The organism is Trinickia sp. Y13 (genome assembly GCF_029522115.1).
Classification (GTDB): Bacteria; Pseudomonadota; Gammaproteobacteria; order Burkholderiales; family Burkholderiaceae; genus Trinickia.
The window spans coordinates 152,862-170,749 of sequence record NZ_JAKWFK010000012.1 but is presented as its reverse complement, the minus strand read 5'-3'; the positions used below and the strand labels follow the sequence as shown (position 1 = coordinate 170,749).

The 17,888-nt window shown below is 62.5% G+C and carries 15 protein-coding genes; 5 read left to right on the top strand and 10 right to left on the bottom strand.

Going from position 1 to position 17,888, the window contains the following annotated elements; genetic code table 11:
* Positions 1–75: 75 nt before the first annotated feature.
* From MMB74_RS20675 to MMB74_RS20665, 3 genes are all read right to left on the bottom strand, one after another.
* The gene (locus MMB74_RS20675) at positions 76–300 is read right to left on the bottom strand and encodes a type II toxin-antitoxin system RelE/ParE family toxin (RefSeq protein WP_277430516.1); all 225 of its coding nucleotides are present in this window, start codon (positions 298–300) and stop codon (positions 76–78) included.
* Entirely contained in the window at positions 297–533 is a 237-nt protein-coding gene (locus MMB74_RS20670; RefSeq protein ID WP_277430515.1) for a type II toxin-antitoxin system ParD family antitoxin, read from the bottom strand. Before MMB74_RS20670 ends, MMB74_RS20675 begins: the two co-directional genes overlap by 4 nt.
* Before the next feature lie 429 nt (positions 534–962).
* Complete coding sequence (locus MMB74_RS20665) at positions 963–2,444, bottom strand: ImmA/IrrE family metallo-endopeptidase (protein WP_277430514.1); 1,482 nt, start codon at positions 2,442–2,444, stop codon at positions 963–965.
* Between the two features lie 644 nt (positions 2,445–3,088).
* On the opposite strand from MMB74_RS20665, the gene MMB74_RS20660 reads away from it, so the two are divergent.
* The gene (locus MMB74_RS20660) at positions 3,089–3,250 is read left to right on the top strand and encodes a hypothetical protein (RefSeq protein ID WP_277430513.1); all 162 of its coding nucleotides are present in this window, start codon (positions 3,089–3,091) and stop codon (positions 3,248–3,250) included.
* A 136-nt stretch (positions 3,251–3,386) separates the two neighbouring features.
* On the opposite strand, the gene MMB74_RS20655 is transcribed toward MMB74_RS20660, so the two are convergent.
* The 7 genes from MMB74_RS20655 to zwf all read right to left on the bottom strand — a co-directional run bounded on the left by MMB74_RS20655 (position 3,387) and on the right by zwf (position 12,531).
* Complete coding sequence (locus MMB74_RS20655) at positions 3,387–4,022, bottom strand: riboflavin synthase (protein WP_277430512.1); 636 nt, start codon at positions 4,020–4,022, stop codon at positions 3,387–3,389.
* Between the two features lie 19 nt (positions 4,023–4,041).
* The gene (gene ribD / locus MMB74_RS20650) at positions 4,042–5,163 is read right to left on the bottom strand and encodes a bifunctional diaminohydroxyphosphoribosylaminopyrimidine deaminase/5-amino-6-(5-phosphoribosylamino)uracil reductase RibD (RefSeq protein WP_277430511.1); all 1,122 of its coding nucleotides are present in this window, start codon (positions 5,161–5,163) and stop codon (positions 4,042–4,044) included.
* Positions 5,164–5,175: 12 nt separating this feature from the next.
* Positions 5,176–6,459, bottom strand: coding sequence for a glutamate-1-semialdehyde 2,1-aminomutase (gene hemL, locus MMB74_RS20645; protein WP_277430510.1), 1,284 nt, complete (start codon positions 6,457–6,459; stop codon positions 5,176–5,178).
* Between the two features lie 236 nt (positions 6,460–6,695).
* On the bottom strand, positions 6,696–7,814 hold the full coding sequence (locus MMB74_RS20640; protein WP_277430509.1) for a porin: 1,119 nt from the start codon (positions 7,812–7,814) through the stop codon (positions 6,696–6,698).
* A gap of 552 nt (positions 7,815–8,366) precedes the next feature.
* Positions 8,367–10,289 carry a bifunctional transcriptional regulator/glucokinase gene (locus MMB74_RS20635; protein ID WP_277430508.1) on the bottom strand — a complete coding sequence of 641 codons (1,923 nt, stop codon included), beginning with the start codon at positions 10,287–10,289 and terminating at the stop codon, positions 8,367–8,369.
* Positions 10,267–10,959 (bottom strand): 6-phosphogluconolactonase, encoded by a 693-nt coding sequence (pgl, locus tag MMB74_RS20630; RefSeq protein ID WP_277430507.1) that lies wholly within the window; start codon positions 10,957–10,959, stop codon positions 10,267–10,269. Before pgl ends, MMB74_RS20635 begins: the two co-directional genes overlap by 23 nt.
* Before the next feature lie 111 nt (positions 10,960–11,070).
* The gene (gene zwf / locus MMB74_RS20625; RefSeq protein ID WP_277430506.1) at positions 11,071–12,531 is read right to left on the bottom strand and encodes a glucose-6-phosphate dehydrogenase; all 1,461 of its coding nucleotides are present in this window, start codon (positions 12,529–12,531) and stop codon (positions 11,071–11,073) included.
* Positions 12,532–13,076: 545 nt separating this feature from the next.
* On the opposite strand from zwf, the gene MMB74_RS20620 reads away from it, so the two are divergent.
* The 4 genes from MMB74_RS20620 to ugpC all read left to right on the top strand — a co-directional run bounded on the left by MMB74_RS20620 (position 13,077) and on the right by ugpC (position 17,466).
* Positions 13,077–14,330, top strand: a complete 1,254-nt coding sequence (locus MMB74_RS20620; protein WP_277430505.1) for an ABC transporter substrate-binding protein — start codon at positions 13,077–13,079, stop codon at positions 14,328–14,330.
* Positions 14,331–14,450: 120 nt separating this feature from the next.
* Positions 14,451–15,392 carry a sugar ABC transporter permease gene (locus MMB74_RS20615; RefSeq protein WP_277430504.1) on the top strand — a complete coding sequence of 314 codons (942 nt, stop codon included), beginning with the start codon at positions 14,451–14,453 and terminating at the stop codon, positions 15,390–15,392.
* Positions 15,382–16,239, top strand: a complete 858-nt coding sequence (locus MMB74_RS20610) for a carbohydrate ABC transporter permease (protein WP_277430503.1) — start codon at positions 15,382–15,384, stop codon at positions 16,237–16,239. The genes MMB74_RS20615 and MMB74_RS20610 overlap by 11 nt, the downstream gene beginning before the upstream one ends.
* Before the next feature lie 108 nt (positions 16,240–16,347).
* Positions 16,348–17,466, top strand: a complete 1,119-nt coding sequence (gene ugpC, locus MMB74_RS20605; RefSeq protein ID WP_277430502.1) for a sn-glycerol-3-phosphate ABC transporter ATP-binding protein UgpC — start codon at positions 16,348–16,350, stop codon at positions 17,464–17,466.
* Positions 17,467–17,888 lie beyond the last annotated feature (422 nt).

Genomic DNA, 17,888 nt, shown 5'->3' with positions numbered 1-17,888 from the left:
AGACAGCTACCGACTTAAACAGCAACGAAAAGCCGGCCACGTTCCGGCATCGAAGAACTAGCGACTGGCTCACTTTTACTTTGCGCGCTCACGCGCGAAGTGGCTCAGATTTCGAATGCGCTTGACAGCGTATCGGGGAGACCCCATGTCAGGGTGTCGCGCCAGGTGCAAATATGCCTGCTCAAGCGCCTCGATAAACCCGAGTGCAGCTTGTACCGCGCCTTCTTCCAGGTAGTAACTGATCGCTTCGTCGACATCCTGCCGGGCTATCTCTCTCGGGATGACAGGCCTGGCTTTCATCTCCGTTGATTGCGCACGCGGGCGCGAAGGGAGTCAAAGTAGTTCGCGTCGACCGGAGCCGTCGGGGCGGAGGCCGCCCCGGCTAGCAATAATGCCCGCAACTGCTGGCGTTGTTGATCACGGCGGACCAGTTCGCGGACATACTCGCTGCTGGTGCCGTACCCGCGTTCGGTTACCTGATCGTCGATAAAGCTTTTCAACGACTCGGGAAGGGAGATGTTCATGGTGCTCATGAGTCGTATGCTAGCAGTTTGGCAAAATTTGGCAAGCCGCTGGGGCGACGATGCGCTCGTTGGCTGGATGAGCCGGGATGACAGTGCGACGCGCCGAACGGCAGTCTTGCTTCACTCCATTCCAACGAATTATCGAAGTTTCGTAGGAGACTCCGTCGACAACATCCGCTCCACATACCGGGCAATTATGTGGAGTCTGGCGGGGAGCGCTTGTGCTATATAGATGGGGCCGCGAAAAGGCACTCGTATACCGTCAGAAATACCGTCACGTCGCGAGGTTCGTAGCGAGACGCCGGGAGACGGACACGAAAGAACGCCAAGTGACCACGCTACATATAAAGGCCCGTGAGACCTTCAGGAGGACTGAGCCTGACGCGGACCAGTTTCTTGCTGATAGTCAATTGGATGTCCTGCAGCGCCAAAACTATCCTACATGACGTCGCCCGTCGGCTGCACCTTAATAGCATTTTGGGAGCCAAAGGCATTCGCTGTCAGATTCAGCCGTGACTCCAGGAAACGCTGCTCCTGGCTGGTTAAGCTAGCGAAGACATGCGAGTTGTAGATCTGCGCGCACGCCACAGACTTGCTCACCCCGAAGTCCTGTTTCAAGGCCGCAACGAAATCGCCAATCGTCGCCCTCTTGGTGGTGCGCCTGTATTCCACGATACTTCTTGGGAGCAGCAACTCCGCTGCAAATGCGTTCGCTCGTCGCTCCATGAAGTCGTCTACTGTGCCTCCCAGTACCTCGCAGAAGGGGAGCCCCCCCGCTCGGTCCAGAACCAAGTGCCCCAGCTCGTGGGCAAGCGTCATCCGGGTCCGTTCTGGCGAAATGTGCTGTCGGTCTAAATTCAAGATTACGCAGGGGCCACGAGTCCCCCAAACCGCCACCGCATCGATTGTTTCTTTACCTAGATCTAGCGGTGTTACATCGATGCCCAGTTCCGCGAAGACGGTTTCAATTTCGAAGCGGACTCGGCGATCTCTGCCGAGCGTCTCGCGCACAAACTCAGCGGCAGCATACCCGCTGGAAAAGGCGTACTGAGCCGGTGCCCTCTGGAGATGTTGGCGAGCCTGGGCGCTAATTCTGTCCAATGCATCTAGCTTGCCACGGGGTACTCGACGAATCGCGTCGAGTACGCGTCGAATCGTCGCGCCGTCGCAGATCCCAGCCGTCATACGAGCTGCCGCCAGAAGAGGCCCTTCTTCTACGAGCCCGTCCGCCCAAGGGTCATTGGCGGCCACGCCCCAGAACTCAAATGGGTCAGCGTCGCCTTGAACAGCGGCGAGCAGTTCCTGGGACATGCCTGTCACCGACCTGAAGAAGCTATTCTTGGCAGTGACACCGCGATTGCGCCATCGATTGACTGCGCTTGCCACCCTGGGGTTGGGTGAGCCTTCGAACGACTGCGCCAATGCATCGCAAATTGAGACCAGCGCAGTACGGCATTCTTCGAATGGAGCTCTTATGGGTGCCCGGCCGTCAACGCAAATCCAGCACACACCGCCATTGCGCATCAATGTGAGCGATGGCAGTGATAGACCCTTCCAGGCGGCGGCCAGGTTATGTCGCCGCTCAAAGGCGAGAAGCTCGGTTTCCTCTGCCTCGGCGAGTTCGTCGCCGAGCCTAGCCCATCTTCGTTCGGCCACGTTCCATACGTCCCCGGGGTGAGCGACATCATTTAGCCAAGAGAATGGATACGATTGCTCAAAGACCAACGCCCCCCAATTCGAGGCAACATGCTCAAGCAAATCGACCCAGGTCCATTCAACGGGATGGGGCTGAACATCGCTGTTGGAATACCAGTACGGAATGTCGAGGACGTACAAGATCCCGCTGCCCCAGCCGTTTTTGCGGGCGGCTTCGTCTTCCGATGGGAGGAACTCGAAACGTATCGACGAATCAGGATTCATATCGCTCTAGCCAATCTTTAAACTCCCGTCCGTAGCCTTGCGCCTCCGCCTTCTGCTGCAGAGCGCGCTTAACCCCGCGTGCAAGACGGTTGCGACCGGGGCGACCACGCCAAGGATACCCATGGTAGGCGCTGGGGCCTGACGGGACGGCTTCATAGATAACACCCTCATGCACGTTCCACGCTCGTTCAGGCATCACTTCCGCGACGGTTTGATCTGGCTGTTTCCCCTCAAACTCGGCGTCGTTCAACAGCTCGCGAGCTTGAGCCTTGGACAAGGTCGATGGACATTTTCCGATAATTCCGACACCAGTAGTGACAAAGTCTGCTCTCGGTTCAGACCAACAGTGCTTGACCCGATGTTCGGCTGGATCGTAGTCAACCGTCTTACTTGCCTGTGGGGCACCGGCTGTCATCAAGCCACACTCCCTCTGTTTGCTGAATCAATGGCGGCGGGTGTGAGATCTACTCGGCGCACCAAAAAATGGAACACGTGAAATTTTACACTGAGAGCTTGACGATCGGGACTGCGGCCGTGCTAGAGCCATGGTTGTGTGCCCATACGTTGAGAGCCTTGACAATGCAGGTGTCTACCTTACCGTTGGTAACGAGGACTCACTGTTCCAGGAGCCCGAGTTCGCAAGGATGCAAGACCTCAATGCGTTCCTCAAGTCAGACAAGCTGGGCAAGGGAGACGATTTCGCTCCTCATCTGCGGACTCAGCTTGCATTGGCGAAGAAGATGTTCCGAAAGAACCAGATGGTTGAGAAGATGAAGGCCGCGGTATCTGAAAGCCAACGCTCGTAGATGTGTTCTTGCGGAGGCGCGACGGTATACGAGCCGCAGAAAACGGCCGTATACCGTCAGAAATACCGTCACCAAACCGTAGATTCAGCGAGATTTGGTGATACGGCAGCAGACAGTCAACTCGCCAAAAACCGAATCATTTCAACGATTTATAGCCGTCAGGAGACGATGCGAGCATCCGCTCCACATACCGCGCAATCAAATCCACTTCGAGATTCACCCGTGCCCCAGCCTTCAAGTGCTTGAGCGTCGTGACTTCCACGGTATGCGGGATGAGATTGATCGAGAACTCACAGCCGTCATCGCGATCGTCAACGCTATTGACGGTCAAGCTCACGCCATTGACCGTGATCGAGCCCTTGTAGGCGAGGTAGCGGCCGATGTCCTGCGGCGCAAGGATGCGCAGCTCGTGGGATTCGCCAACAGCGGCAAAACGCGTGACCACGCCAAGCCCGTCAACGTGGCCCGAGACGATGTGCCCGCCCAACCGCTCATGCGCCGTCAGCGCTTTCTCCAAATTGACCTCGCCCGGCTCGGCAAGCCCAACCGTGCAGTTCAGGCTTTCGCGCGAGACATCGACGTCGAAGGTGCGCGCCGTCTTTTCCACGACGGTCATGCAAGCGCCCTGAATGGCGATGCTGTCGCCAAGCGCCACGTCCGTCAGATCGAGCGCCCCAGCATCCACCGTCAGGCGCACACCGGCAGCGGGATCCGCGCCGAGCGGCTTCACTGCTTCGATGCGGCCCACGGCCGCGACGATTCCCGTAAACATCGTTGTGTTCCTTTATCGTTCAATTGGGTGCGGACGGCGGTTGCAGTCGCGCCAAGATGCGAAGATCGTCGCCAATGCGCTCGACCGTGTGAAAGACCAGCCGGGTGCGTGCATCGAGCGTGGCTGGCGCGGCCAAGTCGAACATCCCGGCTGAATCCGAACCGAGGAGACTGGGCGCCAGATAGACGAGCAGTTCGTCCACGCACCCCTCGCGCAGCAGCGAGCCATTGAGCTTATGTCCCGCTTCGACATGCAGTTCGTTGATGCCGCGCTCGCCTAGCACCTTCAGCATCGCGGGTAAATCGACCTTGCCGTGCGCGTTCGCAAGCGGCACGACTTCGGCGCCGCGCGCAGCCAACGCGTTGGCCCGCGCCGCATTGCTGGGTTCGATGCGCCCGCAAAAGACGAGCGGCGGGGCGCCGTCGAGCAAGCGCGCCGTGAGCGGCACGTCCAAGCGGCTATCGACGAGCACCCGCAGCGGTTGTCGCGGCGTTTGCACTTCGCGCACCGTCAGTTGCGGATCGTCGTCGCGCACCGTGCCGATGCCCGTCAAGATCGCACAAGCGCGTGCGCGCCAGGCGTGGCCATCGGCGCGCGCGGCGGCGCCCGTGATCCACTGGCTTTCGCCCGAAGGCAGCGCCGTGCGCCCGTCGAGCGATGCCGCAACTTTCATTCGCACCCACGGCCGCGCGCGCGTCATGCGCGACACGAAACCGATGTTCAATTCGCGCGCTTCATTCGCCAGCAAGCCACAGCGCACGTCGATGCCCGCTTCGCGCAGCCTCGATAGCCCCCGCCCGGATACCTGCGGATTCGGATCTTCCATCGCCGCGATGACGCGCTTCACGCGCGCGTCGATCAAGGCATGCACGCACGGCGGCGTGCGACCGAAGTGGCTGCACGGTTCGAGCGAAACATAGGCCGTCGCGCCCTGAGGATCATGTCCGCGCCGCCGCGCGTCCTTGAGCGCCTGCACCTCGGCGTGGTCCTGCCCGGCCGGTTGTGTATAGCCTTCGCCGATCGGCATGCCGTCTTTGACGAGCACGCAACCCACGCGCGGATTCGGCGTGGTCGTGTACATGCCGCGCGCAGCGAGCGTGAGCGCGCGCTGCATATGGATGAAGTCGGCTTCGGAGAACATCGGCGCGCGGGGTTAGGACGCGCGCACGGCGAACGCGCCGCGCGCCGCTTCGATCGTCGCGTCGATCACGGCGTCGTCGTGGGCGCTCGACACGAAGCCTGCCTCGTAGGCCGACGGCGCGAAGTACACGCCGGCATCGAGCATTTGATGGAAGAACGTGTTGAAACGCGCAATGTCGCTATGCGAGACGTCGGCGAAGCTCGCCGGCACTCGCTCGGTGAAGTACAGTCCGAACATGCCGCCCACGGCGTCGGCGCAGAACGTCGCGCCCGCCTCGCGCGCCGCGGCCGTCAAGCCGCTCGCGAGCCGCGCCGTTTGCGCCGACAGACGATCGTAGAAACCGGGCGCTTGAATCAACTCGAGCGTCTTCAGGCCTGCCGCAACGGCGATCGGGTTTCCCGAGAGCGTGCCCGCCTGATAGACGGCGCCTTCCGGCGCGAGCAGCGACATGATGTCGCGCCGCCCGCCGAACGCCGCTGCCGGCATGCCGCCGCCGATCACTTTGCCAAGGCAGGTGAGATCCGGGGTGATGCCGTACAGCGCCTGAGCGCCGCCGAGCGCCACGCGAAAGCCGCACATGACTTCGTCGAAAATCAGCACGGCGCCGTGATGCGTGCACAGACGCCGCAGCGCTTGCAGAAACGCCGGGTTGCCGCGCACGAGGTTCATGTTGCCGGCCACGGGCTCGACGATGACGGCTGCGATTTCGTCGCCGAAGGCCGCGAATGCTTCCTCGAGCGCCTGCGTGTTGTTGTATTCGAGCACTGTGGTGTGCTTCGTGATATCCGCCGGGACGCCGGCCGACGTGGGATTGCCGAACGTGAGCAAGCCCGAGCCCGCTTTGACGAGCAGGCTATCGGCGTGCCCGTGATAGCAGCCTTCGAATTTGACGATGCGATTGCGCTGCGTGAAGCCGCGCGCGAGGCGCAGTGCGCTCATGGTGGCTTCGGTGCCGCTCGACACCAAGCGCACCTTTTCGATCGAGGGCATTAGCTTGCAGATTTCCTCGGCGATCTCGATTTCCGCCTCGGTTGGCGCGCCGAAGGAAAACCCATCCACGAGCACGCGCTGCACGGCTTCGAGCACTTCGGGGTGGACGTGGCCGACGATCATCGGGCCCCACGAACCGATGTAGTCGATGTAGCGCGTGCCTTCGGCATCCCAGAAGTACGGCCCCTGAGCGCGTTTGACGAAGCGGGGCGTGCCGCCTACTGAGCGAAAGGCCCGCACGGGCGAATTGACGCCGCCGGGGATGGTTTGCTGTGCGCGTTCAAAGAGGGCTTGATTGCTGGACATGGGCGAAATGGGATCGACGAGGGACCGGCTAAAGGCAGGCGCCGGCGCATCGAGCGCCGCGGCCATGACCGGTAGGATGGCGCCAATTGTACCGAAAGCGGGGCGGTGGGGCCGCTGGCCAAATGGCTAATGCGGGACGAGCGGGCACAAAAAAAGCGCCCCGAGGGGCGCTTTGAAGATGCTGCGGCAACCATGCTCCGGCGGGCCGAAACCCACCGGATGACATGTCGCTGTGCTTAGAACTTGTGACGGATGCCGACGCGGCCCAGCACTTGGTTGCTGTTCGTGCTGGCAGCGCCGGTGATGCCGGCGTAGATGTCGGCCGTCACGCCGCCGCTCATCGCGTGCTGGTAGACGCCCATTGCATAGACGTCCGTGCGCTTCGACAAACGGTAGTCGGCCATCAGGTTGACTTGACCGTACTTCGGCTTTTGGCTCGTCGCGTCGACCTTGCCCGTCGTGTAGGTGTAGCCGGCGCCCAGCGTTGCCGCCGGCGTCAGGCTGTAGTTGCCCCACAGTTCGAAGCTGTCGAAGCGGGTCGTTTGGCCCGCCACCAACGCGTCGTTGAAACGGACGTCCGAAATGTTCGCACCGACAGTGGCCGGGCCGAACGTGTACGTTGCGCCGCCGCTGATGCTTTGCATGTTCCGGGGCGCGCCGACCAGCGTCCAGATGCCCGTGGACGTGCCGAAGTTGCCATCGGTCGCAACCGTGCTCGAGGCGAGGCCCGGGTTCTTCGCGTAGAAGTAGCCCAAGCCGATGTACAGCGGGCCGCCCGAGTAGTTCAAGCCTGCGCCGATCGTGCTTTGGGCGCCGAACTGGCCAGCCACGCCGCCGAATGCGTAGAACAATTCGCCTTGAACGCCACCGAAGCGCGGCGAAACGTACTTGACCGCATTGTTCACGCGGAAGCCGTTATCCGTGTTGTCGATGTCGCCGGGGTGCGAGAAGTAGGCGCCCCATTGGCCGTTGAACGTCGTTGCCTGTGCGTTGTCGACCACCGGATCGTATTGACGACCGAGCGTCAACGTACCGAATTGGTTGTTCGACAAGCCAACGTAGGCTTGACGGCCGAACTCACGGCCACCTTGAGCCAGGCCGCCGTTGAACACGTTGAAGCCGTTTTCCAATTGGAAGATGGCCTTCGTGCCGCCACCCAGGTCTTCCGAGCCCTTCAGGCCCCAACGGCTGCCTTGAACGATGCCGCTTTGCATGGCCCACTTGCTGGCGCCGCCAGCATTGTTCACATACGTAAGACCGGCGTCGATCACGCCGTACAACGTAACGCTATTTTGTGCGAACGCCGGTGCTGCGAAGGCGCTCGTCACGGCGAGGGCGAGAAGCGATTTTTTCATCAAATGGTCTCCGAGACGAAGAGAGTTGCAGTGTGAGCAACCCGGATTGGGTAATTTCTTTGCCGCGGACCCATTCCACCTCTTGGGTGTCTTGGCGCCGCCGCAGGGTCCAGGCGTCGATGGGGATACTAGGCATCTGGCCTCCGTACCCTCATTGGTAGAAACACTAGTTGCCGAACATTATTGCGTGTAGTGAAAAGGACTATATCCGCCGACGAATCATGCAGGGCCTTGCCAGATAAGGAAAGAGGTGAAAGCGGATGCTTAATTCTTTCCTTGAAGTGTTGCGCGGGCGCGACATTTTTTGACGCACCATTGTTGCGAATACGTTGAAGAAAAGTCGACGTTTCGGTGCAGAGCCGGGCGAGCGCGCCAGTAAGGAGGGGCGCTCGCGGCATTTTTGCCGGTTGGCCGGGGTGGGGTGCGAGCGTTTGTGCGATCGCGGCAAGGCGAGAAGGAAAGGACGATCGGCTTGGTGCAAGCGTCGTTCGCAAGGAAGGCGAGGTGCCACGCGCGGCGCGCCAGGGCCGAGGCCCCGGCGCGCCGCCGCGCTCAATCCGCCGCCGAGGACGCCGCCCCGTGGCTGAGCCAGTCGAGCACGGCGGTGGCGTCGTCGGTGGAGGCAGAACGCGCCTTCACGACGGCTTGCGCCATCTCCGCCGTAGGCTCGGCGCGGCGAATCGCCACGCCCACGGCCAAGATGTCGATCATCACGAGATGCAGGATGCGAGAAATCATCGACAACTGCGATTCGCGGATCTCGATGTGATCGGTTTCCAGCGCGACGGTAGCGCGCTTGGCGAGCGGCGTGTTGCTCGACGTGATCGCGATCACCTGTGCGCCGGCCTGCATGGCCACTTCGAGCACGCGCAGCAGTTCCGGCGCGCGCCCGGACTTCGACACCGCCACGATCACGTCACCCTTGCCGAGCAGCGCGGCCGACGCCGCCTGCATATATAGATCGCCGTAAGCGATCGTCGGGATGCCGAAGCGGAAGAATTTGTAGTGCGCGTCTTGCGCAACGATGTTCGAATTGCCGAGCCCATAGAACTCGATGCGCCGCGCGCCGTTCAGCACCTCGATGGCCCGTTCGACATGGTCGAAGTTCAAATGCTCGCGCAACTGCAAGATGGCCGAGACCGTGTTGTCGAGCACCTTCGCCCCGAAGTCGGTCGCCGTATCGCCCAGATGCACCTGGCTATGGCTGACCGGGATCGTGCCCGTGAGGCCGGTCGCGAGCTTGAGCTTGAAGTCGGACAGCCCCTGGCAACCGAGCGAGCGGCAGAAGCGGATCACGGTTGGCTGACTGACATCGGCCTTGCGCGCGATATCGACGATCGGGTCGCTGATGATCGAGCGCGGATGATTGAGCGCGAGATCGGCCACGCGGCGCTCGGCCGGCGTCAAAGCGTCGCGCATTTGGCGGATGCGCTCGAACACGGCCGACGAGCCGCCGCCGGCCCGGTTCGACAATTGTTCGGCCAGGATCGCGGACACGCCGAGGAACGCCGGATACTCGGCGGTGATGAGGTAGGTCGGCACGTTGGCCAGATACGGCTCGAACCGGCCTTTGGCCTCGAAGCGCTGACGGAACGAGGAGCGCATGAACAACTCGCCGAGCTTGAGCACGACGCCGCCGCCAATATAGATGCCGCCCAGCGCGCCGAGGGTCACGGCAAGATTGCCCGCGAACGTGCCGAGGATGCCGCAGAAGCAATCGACCGCCTCGAGCGCGAGCGCTTCGCCCGCATGGGCGCGCGTGACGACCTCGGCAGGATCGACGGTAGCCGGGACGCGTTTCTTGTCGCGGGCCGCCAGCGCGCGGTAAATGAGCTCGATGCCCGGCCCGGCCGCGACGCGCTCGAACGAGACGTGCGGCCACTTCTTGCGCGCGTACTGCATGACGAGATCTTCGCGCTCGTCCTGCGGCGCGAAGCTCGCGTGGCCGCCTTCGCTGCCGAGCGCGATCCAGCGATCGTCGGCAGGAATCAGCCCCGATACGCCCAGGCCCGTGCCGGGGCCGAGCAGCCCGATCACGCTGTTCTGCCGGCGCGCGCCGCCGCCCACTTGCAGGCGCTGCGCGTCGGTGAGGCCCGGCAGCGCCATGGCGAGCGCGGTGAAATCGTTGACGACGAGCAGTGTATCGAAGCCGAGCGCGCGCCGCGTCGCCTCGATCGAGAACGCCCACTTGAAGTTGGTCATGCTGACGTGATCGCCGTCCACGGGGTTGGCGATGGCGATTGCCGCATGATTGACGCGGCCGACCTTCGCGTCCTTCAAGTACTTCTTGAGGACGTCTTCGATCGTCGGATAGTCGGCGCAGGGATAGACGCGGATCTGCGAAACCTCCCCGGGTTCCGTTTCGAGCGCGAAGCGCGCGTTGGTGCCGCCGATATCGGCCAGCAGGCGCGGACCGTCGGCGTGCTGGCGTGCGCCGGGTATCGAAACCGCCTTATTTTGCAGACCAGTAGACATCGAGTCTGACTCCCTTGTCGTTTGCCAGCTTCGAGATGGCGTTTTCTTGTGGCGCGGATGCGGCCGCCTTGAGCACGTCGAGCTTGCGTTCGCCCGAGATCAACAGAAACAGCCGCTCGACCCGCTTGAGGGCGGACATCGACAGGCTGATGCGCGCGTGCGGCGCCGCGCCCGGATGGACGGCGACGTAGCGCTCGCCGGTTTGCAGCGCGTGCGTCCATTCGTGAGCGGGCGCATCGGCGAACAGCGACGCCGTGTGACCGTCCTCGCCCATGCCGAGCACGGCGACGTTCGGCTGGGCATACGATGGATCGGCGTTCAACGCGGCAACGCGTGCGTCGAGCGAGACCGATACGTCGACGAGCGGCGCGAAGCGCGCGGCGCTGGCCGCCTGCGTGAGCAGCGTTTCGCGCACGAGCCGCGCGTTGCTCGCGTTGTCGGTTTCGGCCACCCAACGATCGTCGACCAGCGTCACGTCCACGCGCGCCCAATCGAGCGATTCGAGCGCAAGGGCCTGAAAGAACGGGCGCGGGCTCGTGCCGCCCGAGACGGCGAGCGTGGCGCGCGTGCCGATAGCCGCGGCAAGCGACGCGCTGAGCGCGCCGCCGACCGCTTTCGCCAGCGCGCCGGCTTGGGCGCGCGGGTCGTCAAAAGCGTGAAGCTCGATCACTTCTCCTCCAGACTGCTTTTTGTATGTCCAACATCGCCGGCAGCGAAGCCGCGCGCTCGAAGCTCGAGTACGCCGCGCAGCATAGTGCCGCCGAGCCGTTCTTGCATCAGATCAATTTTCTTCCTCGAGCCAGCAGGTGCCGTGCTGAGCGAGCATCGCGCTCGCAGCGGCCGGGCCCCAAGTGCCCGACGCATAAGGCTTGGGCGGCTTGTTCGAGGCAGCCCATTCGTTCAGGATGGGCTCGACCCAGCGCCAGGCGGCCTCTTGTTCGTCGCGCCGCACGAACAGGGCAAGGCGCCCGTTGATGACGTCGAGCAGCAGGCGTTGGTACGCCTCCATCTGGCCTTCCTTGAAGAACTGGTCGAAGGCGAGATCCAGATGGACGCTCGAGAGGTTCATCCCTTCGCCCGGCTGCTTGGCCAGGCAGTAAAGGCGGATCGACTCGTTCGGCTGCAGCCGGATCACGAGACGGTTCGCGCCGGGCCGAAGCGCCGGTGCGCCGAGCGCCGAATGCGGCACGGGCCGGAAGTTGACGACGATCTCGGCGACGCGTTCGGCCAGGCGCTTGCCCGTGCGCAGGAAGAACGGCACGCCCGACCAACGCCAGTTTTCGATTTCGACTTTCAGCGCGACGAAGGTTTCGGTCGTGCTTTGCGGCTTGACGCCGTGCTCGGTCGCATAGGCGGGGACCGAGGTGCCTTTGATGACGCCCGCGTGGTACTGGCCGCGCACCGCGATCTTGGAGATGTCGCGCGTATCGATCGGCTTCAGTGCGCGCAGCACGCGCAGCTTTTCGTCGCGGACCGAGTCCGAATCCATGGAGTGGGGCGGTTCCATCGCGACAATCGACAGCAACTGCAACAGGTGGTTCTGCACCATGTCGCGCAGCGCGCCCGTATTGTCGTAGAAATCGCCGCGCCCTTCGACGCCCAGCTCCTCGGCGATCGTGATCTGAATGCTCTCCACCCACTCGCGGCGCCACAGCGGCTCGAACAGCGCATTGCCGAAACGCAGCGCGAGTAAGTTCTGCACGGGCTCCTTGCCGAGGTAGTGGTCGATTCGATAGATCTGTTCCTCGGCGAAGATCTCGCCCACGGCGTCGTTGATCGCGTTGGACGAGCGCAAGTCGTAGCCGAGCGGCTTTTCGAGCACGATGCGGGCGTTCTCGTTCAGGCCGACCGAGGCGAGCGCGCGGCAAATCGGCACGAACAACGACGGCCCCGTCGCCAAATAGAACACGCGCGTGCCGGCGTGGTTCTCGAGCGCGTCGCGCAGCAGGACGAAATCCTCGGGCTTGCCCAGATCGAGCTTCACGTAGGCGATGCGATCGAGAAAGCGTTGCCAGGCGGCTTGATCCAGGCCGCCCTTCGACACATGGGCCTTTACGTTGCTGTCGACCCACTCGAGGTAGCCGTCGCGGTCGGCGGCGTGCCGGGCCACGGCGACGATCCTGCCGTGTTCGGAGAGCATGCCCGCGCGGTGGGCCTCGTAGAGCGCCGGAAGGATCTTTCGCATCGACAGATCGCCAGTCCCGCCAAAGAGAACGAAAGTGAAGCCTGAATCGATTTGCATGAGTCGTGAGCCGAAGGTCGAAGGGTTGCGGGCGCGATTCGAGAAACGTGTCTTGGCCGATGGGCTGCTCGAGTTGCGACGTCTGTAGCGCGATAAAAATATTTTTGACACTGAATTGTAGTTTAACTACAATCCAAATCAAGAGGTAACGTCGATCGATTGAAAAAAGTTTGCGCCTTCTTCGTGGCGCAAGGCTCTCAAGGCGGTCGGCGGGCAGTGCGCCGCGCGTCCCTATTTTCATCGCGCGTGCATGTTAGCAGCGCGGTTTCGCGAGCGCTGCCTCCCCGAGCTGGGTCCGCGCGAGGCGGGCCAGCCGAATTCAAAGAGGAGACAGTCGTCGAGCTTGGAACCACCCGTTTCCTGACGAGGCATCGCAGCCGGGTTCGCCCACTGGGCGAGCGCTCGTGCGTGCGCATCGAAGCCTGCGCCGCGCCTCGGTCACGTTCAGTGTTGTTGTTCTGTTCTGTTGCATCCAACCACCGTTCCCCTGCCTGTCGAAGAGGGGAGACATCGTTACTTGGTCAGTAGTCTGGAGGAGATAAAGAATGAAAGTTCGCGCGATCATGGCTGCGCTGTGCGCCACGGGGCTGATGGTGGGCGTGTCGGCGGCTCAGGCGGCCGAATCCGTCGAAGTGCTGCACTGGTGGACTTCGGGCGGCGAGTCCAAGGCCATCGGCGTCCTCAAGGACGACATGACGAAGCAAGGCTATACGTGGAAGGACTTCGCGGTGGCGGGCGGTGCGGGCGCCGCGGCCATGACGGCTCTGAAGACGCAGGTGATCTCGGGCAACGCGCCCACCGCCGCGCAAATCAAGGGGCCGCTGATCAAGGAGTGGGCGGATCAGGGCGTGCTGGTCAACGTCGATTCCGCGGCGAAGTCGGAAGATTGGAAGAAGAACTTGCCGCCGCAGATCGACAAGATCATGCAAGTGGACGGCCATTACGTCGCCGCGCCGTTCTCGGTGCACCGCGTGAACTGGCTGTACATCAACAAGGCCGCACTCGATAAGGCGGGCGGCAAGGTGCCCACCACGTGGGACGAATTCTTCGCCGTCGCCGATAAGATGAAGGCGGCGGGCTATCAGCCGGTCGCAATGGGCGGCCAGCCGTGGCAAGACTTCACGGTGTGGGAAGACGTCGTGCTGTCGCAGGGCGCCGACTTCTACAAGAAGGCGATCGTCGACCTCGATCAAAAGACGCTCACGTCGCCGCAAATGGTGAAGGTGTTCGACACCGTTCGTAAGCTCACGACTTACTTCGACAGCTCGCGCACGGGCCGCGACTGGAACCTCGCCACCGCCATGGTCATCAACGGCAAGGCCGGCATGCAGTTCATGGGCGATTGGGCCAAGGGCGAATTCGCGAACGCGAACAAGAAGGCCGGCGTCGATTACGTCTGCACGGCCGTGCCGGGCACCGCGAAGGCGTACACGTTCAACGTAGATTCCTTCGTGTTCTTCCAGCAGAAGGGCCAAAAGGCGGCTACGCCGGGCCAGCTCGCGCTCGCCAAGACGATCATGAGCCCCGACTTCCAGAAGCAATTCAGCCTGTACAAGGGCTCGATCCCGGTGCGTTTGGGTGTCGACATGAGCAGCTACGACGATTGCGCGAAGAAGTCGTACGCGGATGAGCAAGCGGCGATCAAGGCCGGAGGCTACGTGCCGTCGCTGGCTCACGGCATGGCGCAAGGCGATGCCACGGCCGGTGCGCTCAGCGACGTCGTGACCAAGTTCATGAACTCGAACGAATCGTCGCAAGACGCCGTGGCAGCGCTCGCGCGGGCGGCCAAGACGAAGTAAGCGTAGTCAAAGGGGCGGGCGTTCGCTGCATGCGGCGTCTGCCTGCGTCACTCTAGCCGGCCGGGCGCATCGAGCGTTCGGCGCGCTTCGGCCGGCCTGCAAGCACTCAGGAGTCGAGTAGTGGCTGCCTCTCTCAGCGGAAAAGGGAACAACGTGGCGCCCGTATCCCACCGCACCTCGTCGTTGTCGGCGCTTGCCGATCGTTGGATCCCGAAACTCGTGCTCTCGCCCAGCGTGGCGATCAGCCTAGTTTTCGTCTATGGCTTCATTCTGATCACCGGGTACCTGTCGCTGTCCAATTCGCGGCTGATGCCCAATTACACGTTCACCGGCCTCACGCGCTACCGCGAATTGTTCGACAACGATGTGTGGTGGACGTCGGCGCAGAACCTCGGATGGTTCGGCATCCCGTTCATTGGCGTGTGCATCGGCCTCGGGCTCTTCCTGGCCATTTTGCTCGATCAAAAGATCCGCAACGAAGGCGCGCTGCGCGCCGTATTCCTGTACCCGATGGCGCTTTCGTTCATCGTCACAGGCACGGCTTGGCAGTGGATCTTGAACCCATCGCTCGGGCTCGAGAAAGTGCTGCACGACTGGGGCTGGACGAGCTTCTCGTTCACCTGGCTCGACGATCCGGACAAGGCCATCTTCTGTATCGTGATCGCCGCCGTATGGCAATCGACGGGCTTCGTCATGGCGCTGTTCCTTGCCGGGCTGCGCGGTGTCGACGCGGAAATCTTCAAAGCCGCGCAAGTGGATGGCGCGACGCTGCCCACGATCTACCGCAAGATCGTGATTCCGAGCATGCGGCCCGTGTTTTTCTCAGTGCTCTTGATCCTCTGCCACATCACGATCAAGACGTTCGACCTCGTCGTCGCACTCACGGCGGGCGGCCCGGGCACATCGTCGTCGTTGCCTGCGATGTTCATGTACACGTTCTCGTTCAACCGCGGCCAGCTCGGCGTGGGCGCGGCGTCGTCGATGATGATGCTCGCAACGGTGGTTGCCGTGCTGGTTCCGCTCATGTATCTCGAATCGAGGAGCACGCGCAATGCAGCCTAAGATGACGATTAGCCGAGCGTTCATTTACGCTGCGCTTATCCTGTTCGCCCTGTATTTCCTGTTTCCGATCTACGTCATGCTGTCGACGTCGTTCAAGGATCTCGACCAACTGCGCACCGGCAATCTGCTGACGCCGCCGTCGCACTGGACCTTCGCGCCGTGGATCAAGGCGTGGAGCGAGGCGTGCACGGGCGTGCGCTGCGACGGCATGCGTCCGTTCTTCATGAACTCGGTGCGCATGGTGATTCCGGCCGTGTTGCTCTCGTCGATCATCGGCGCGTTCAACGGCTACGTGCTGACGCACTGGCGCTTTCGCGGCGCCGATCTCGTCTTCACGATGCTCTTGGTGGGCTGCTTCATCCCGTTCCAGACCATCCTGTTGCCGATGGCGCGACTGCTCGGTTTCGTCGGGATCTCCAACACGATCTCGGGGCTCGTCCTCGTGCATGTGGTGTACGGGATCGCGTTCACGACGATGTTCTTCCGCAACTTCTACGTGAGCATTCCGGCTGAGCTCGTCAAGGCCGCCCGCATCGACGGCGCCGGCTTCTTCATGATCTTCACGCGGATCCTGCTGCCGGTGTCGCTGCCGATCTTCATGGTGTGCGTCATCTGGCAATTCACGCAGATTTGGAACGACTTCCTGTTCGGTATCGTGTTCTCGGGCGTCGATTCGATGCCGATCACGGTGGCCCTGAACAATCTCGTGAATACCTCGACGGGTGTGAAGGAATACAACGTCGACATGGCCGCCGCCATCATCGCGGCTTTGCCGACACTGCTCGTCTACGTCGTCGCGGGCCGCTACTTCGTGCGCGGCTTGACGGCGGGCGCGGTGAAGGGCTGATACGGCGCTCTCGCTCGGCGCGCCGCCATCGCGACGCGCCGCGAGACGCAACCATCGCAACGCATATTCGATTATTCGAAAGCAGCAAGCAGATTAGAGGATTTCAGCATGGCAAGCCTTTCCATCCGCGACGTATACAAGACCTATCCGAACGGCGTGCCCGTCCTGAAGGGCGTCGACATCGAGATCGAGGACGGCCAGTTCTTGATTCTCGTCGGCGGCTCCGGGTGCGGGAAGTCGACGCTGCTCAACATGATCGCCGGCCTCGAAACGGTCACCAAGGGCCAGATTTGCATCGACGGCAAAGTCGTCAACGATCTCTCGCCGAAGGATCGCGATATCGCGATGGTGTTCCAGTCGTATGCGCTCTATCCGTCGATGACGGTGCGCGAGAACATCTCGTTCGGCCTGAACATCCGCAAGGTGCCGAAGAAGGAGCAGACGCAAATCGTCGATCGCGTCTCGCAGATGCTGCAGATCGATCATTTGCTCGATCGCAAGCCGGGGCAGCTCTCCGGCGGTCAGCGCCAGCGCGTGGCGATGGGGCGTGCGCTCGCGCGCGATCCCGTGATGTTCCTGTTCGACGAGCCGCTGTCGAACCTCGACGCGAAGCTGCGCATCGAGATGCGCTCGGAAATCAAGTTGCTGCATCAGCGCTTGGGCACGACGATCGTCTACGTCACGCACGATCAAATCGAAGCCATGACGCTCGGCGATCGCATCGCTGTGATGAAAGACGGCATCGTGCAGCAGTTCGGCGCACCGCAAGAGATTTACGATTCGCCGTCGAACCTCTTCGTCGCAGGCTTCATCGGCGCGCCGCCGATGAACTTCATCGAAGGCAAACTCGTCGAGCAAGGGGCGGGCATCGGCTTGGAAATCGATACGGGCGTGGCGCGCAGCGTTCTGAGGCTGCCGTTCGAAACGAATCGCGTGAAGGCGCATGTGGGCCAGAACGTGATTCTCGGTCTGCGCCCCGAGCGCATCACCGACGCGCGCGGCGCACACGATGCCAATAGCAGCGATCTGCAACCGTTGACGGTGAAGGTCGATGTGATCGAGCCGACGGGGCCGGACACGCTCGTGTTCGCGCAAATCAACGGCAAGCGCACCGTGAGCCGCGTCCACCCGGCCTCGAACCCCCAGGCGCAGCAAGACATGACGCTGCTCGCCGACGTGTCGAAGGCCGTGCTGTTCGATCCGAAAACCGAAGCGCGCATCGCTTAACACCGGTATCAGGCGGGCGGGGCGGCGATACACGTCGTCTCGCCTCGCCCGCGCATCACCTCGCCTCACCTGGCCGCGCCACGCTTCTTCTCGGCTCGGATCACCTCGCTTCGACGCCCCATGCATCACCACGCCTATCGAGCGGCATCGAGCGTCGATTCCATTTGCGTCGTAGCGCCGACGCTTTCGCCGACAGCGCGGCCAACTGCTCGCCGCAACTCGTCCCGCCTCGGTGCATCGAACCGTGCGTCATGCCCCGCACCGGTGCGCAAACCGCCATCCATCGTTACCGCTTTCCACCGCTATCGGCCGCGGAGGGACGGCCTGCCGGCATCGGCATGCAAATTGCCTAACTCCCCTCCGTCTTTGGATGGCGCACGAAGCCGTGCATGCTGCGGGTTTCCCCGGTATTGCCCAATGCG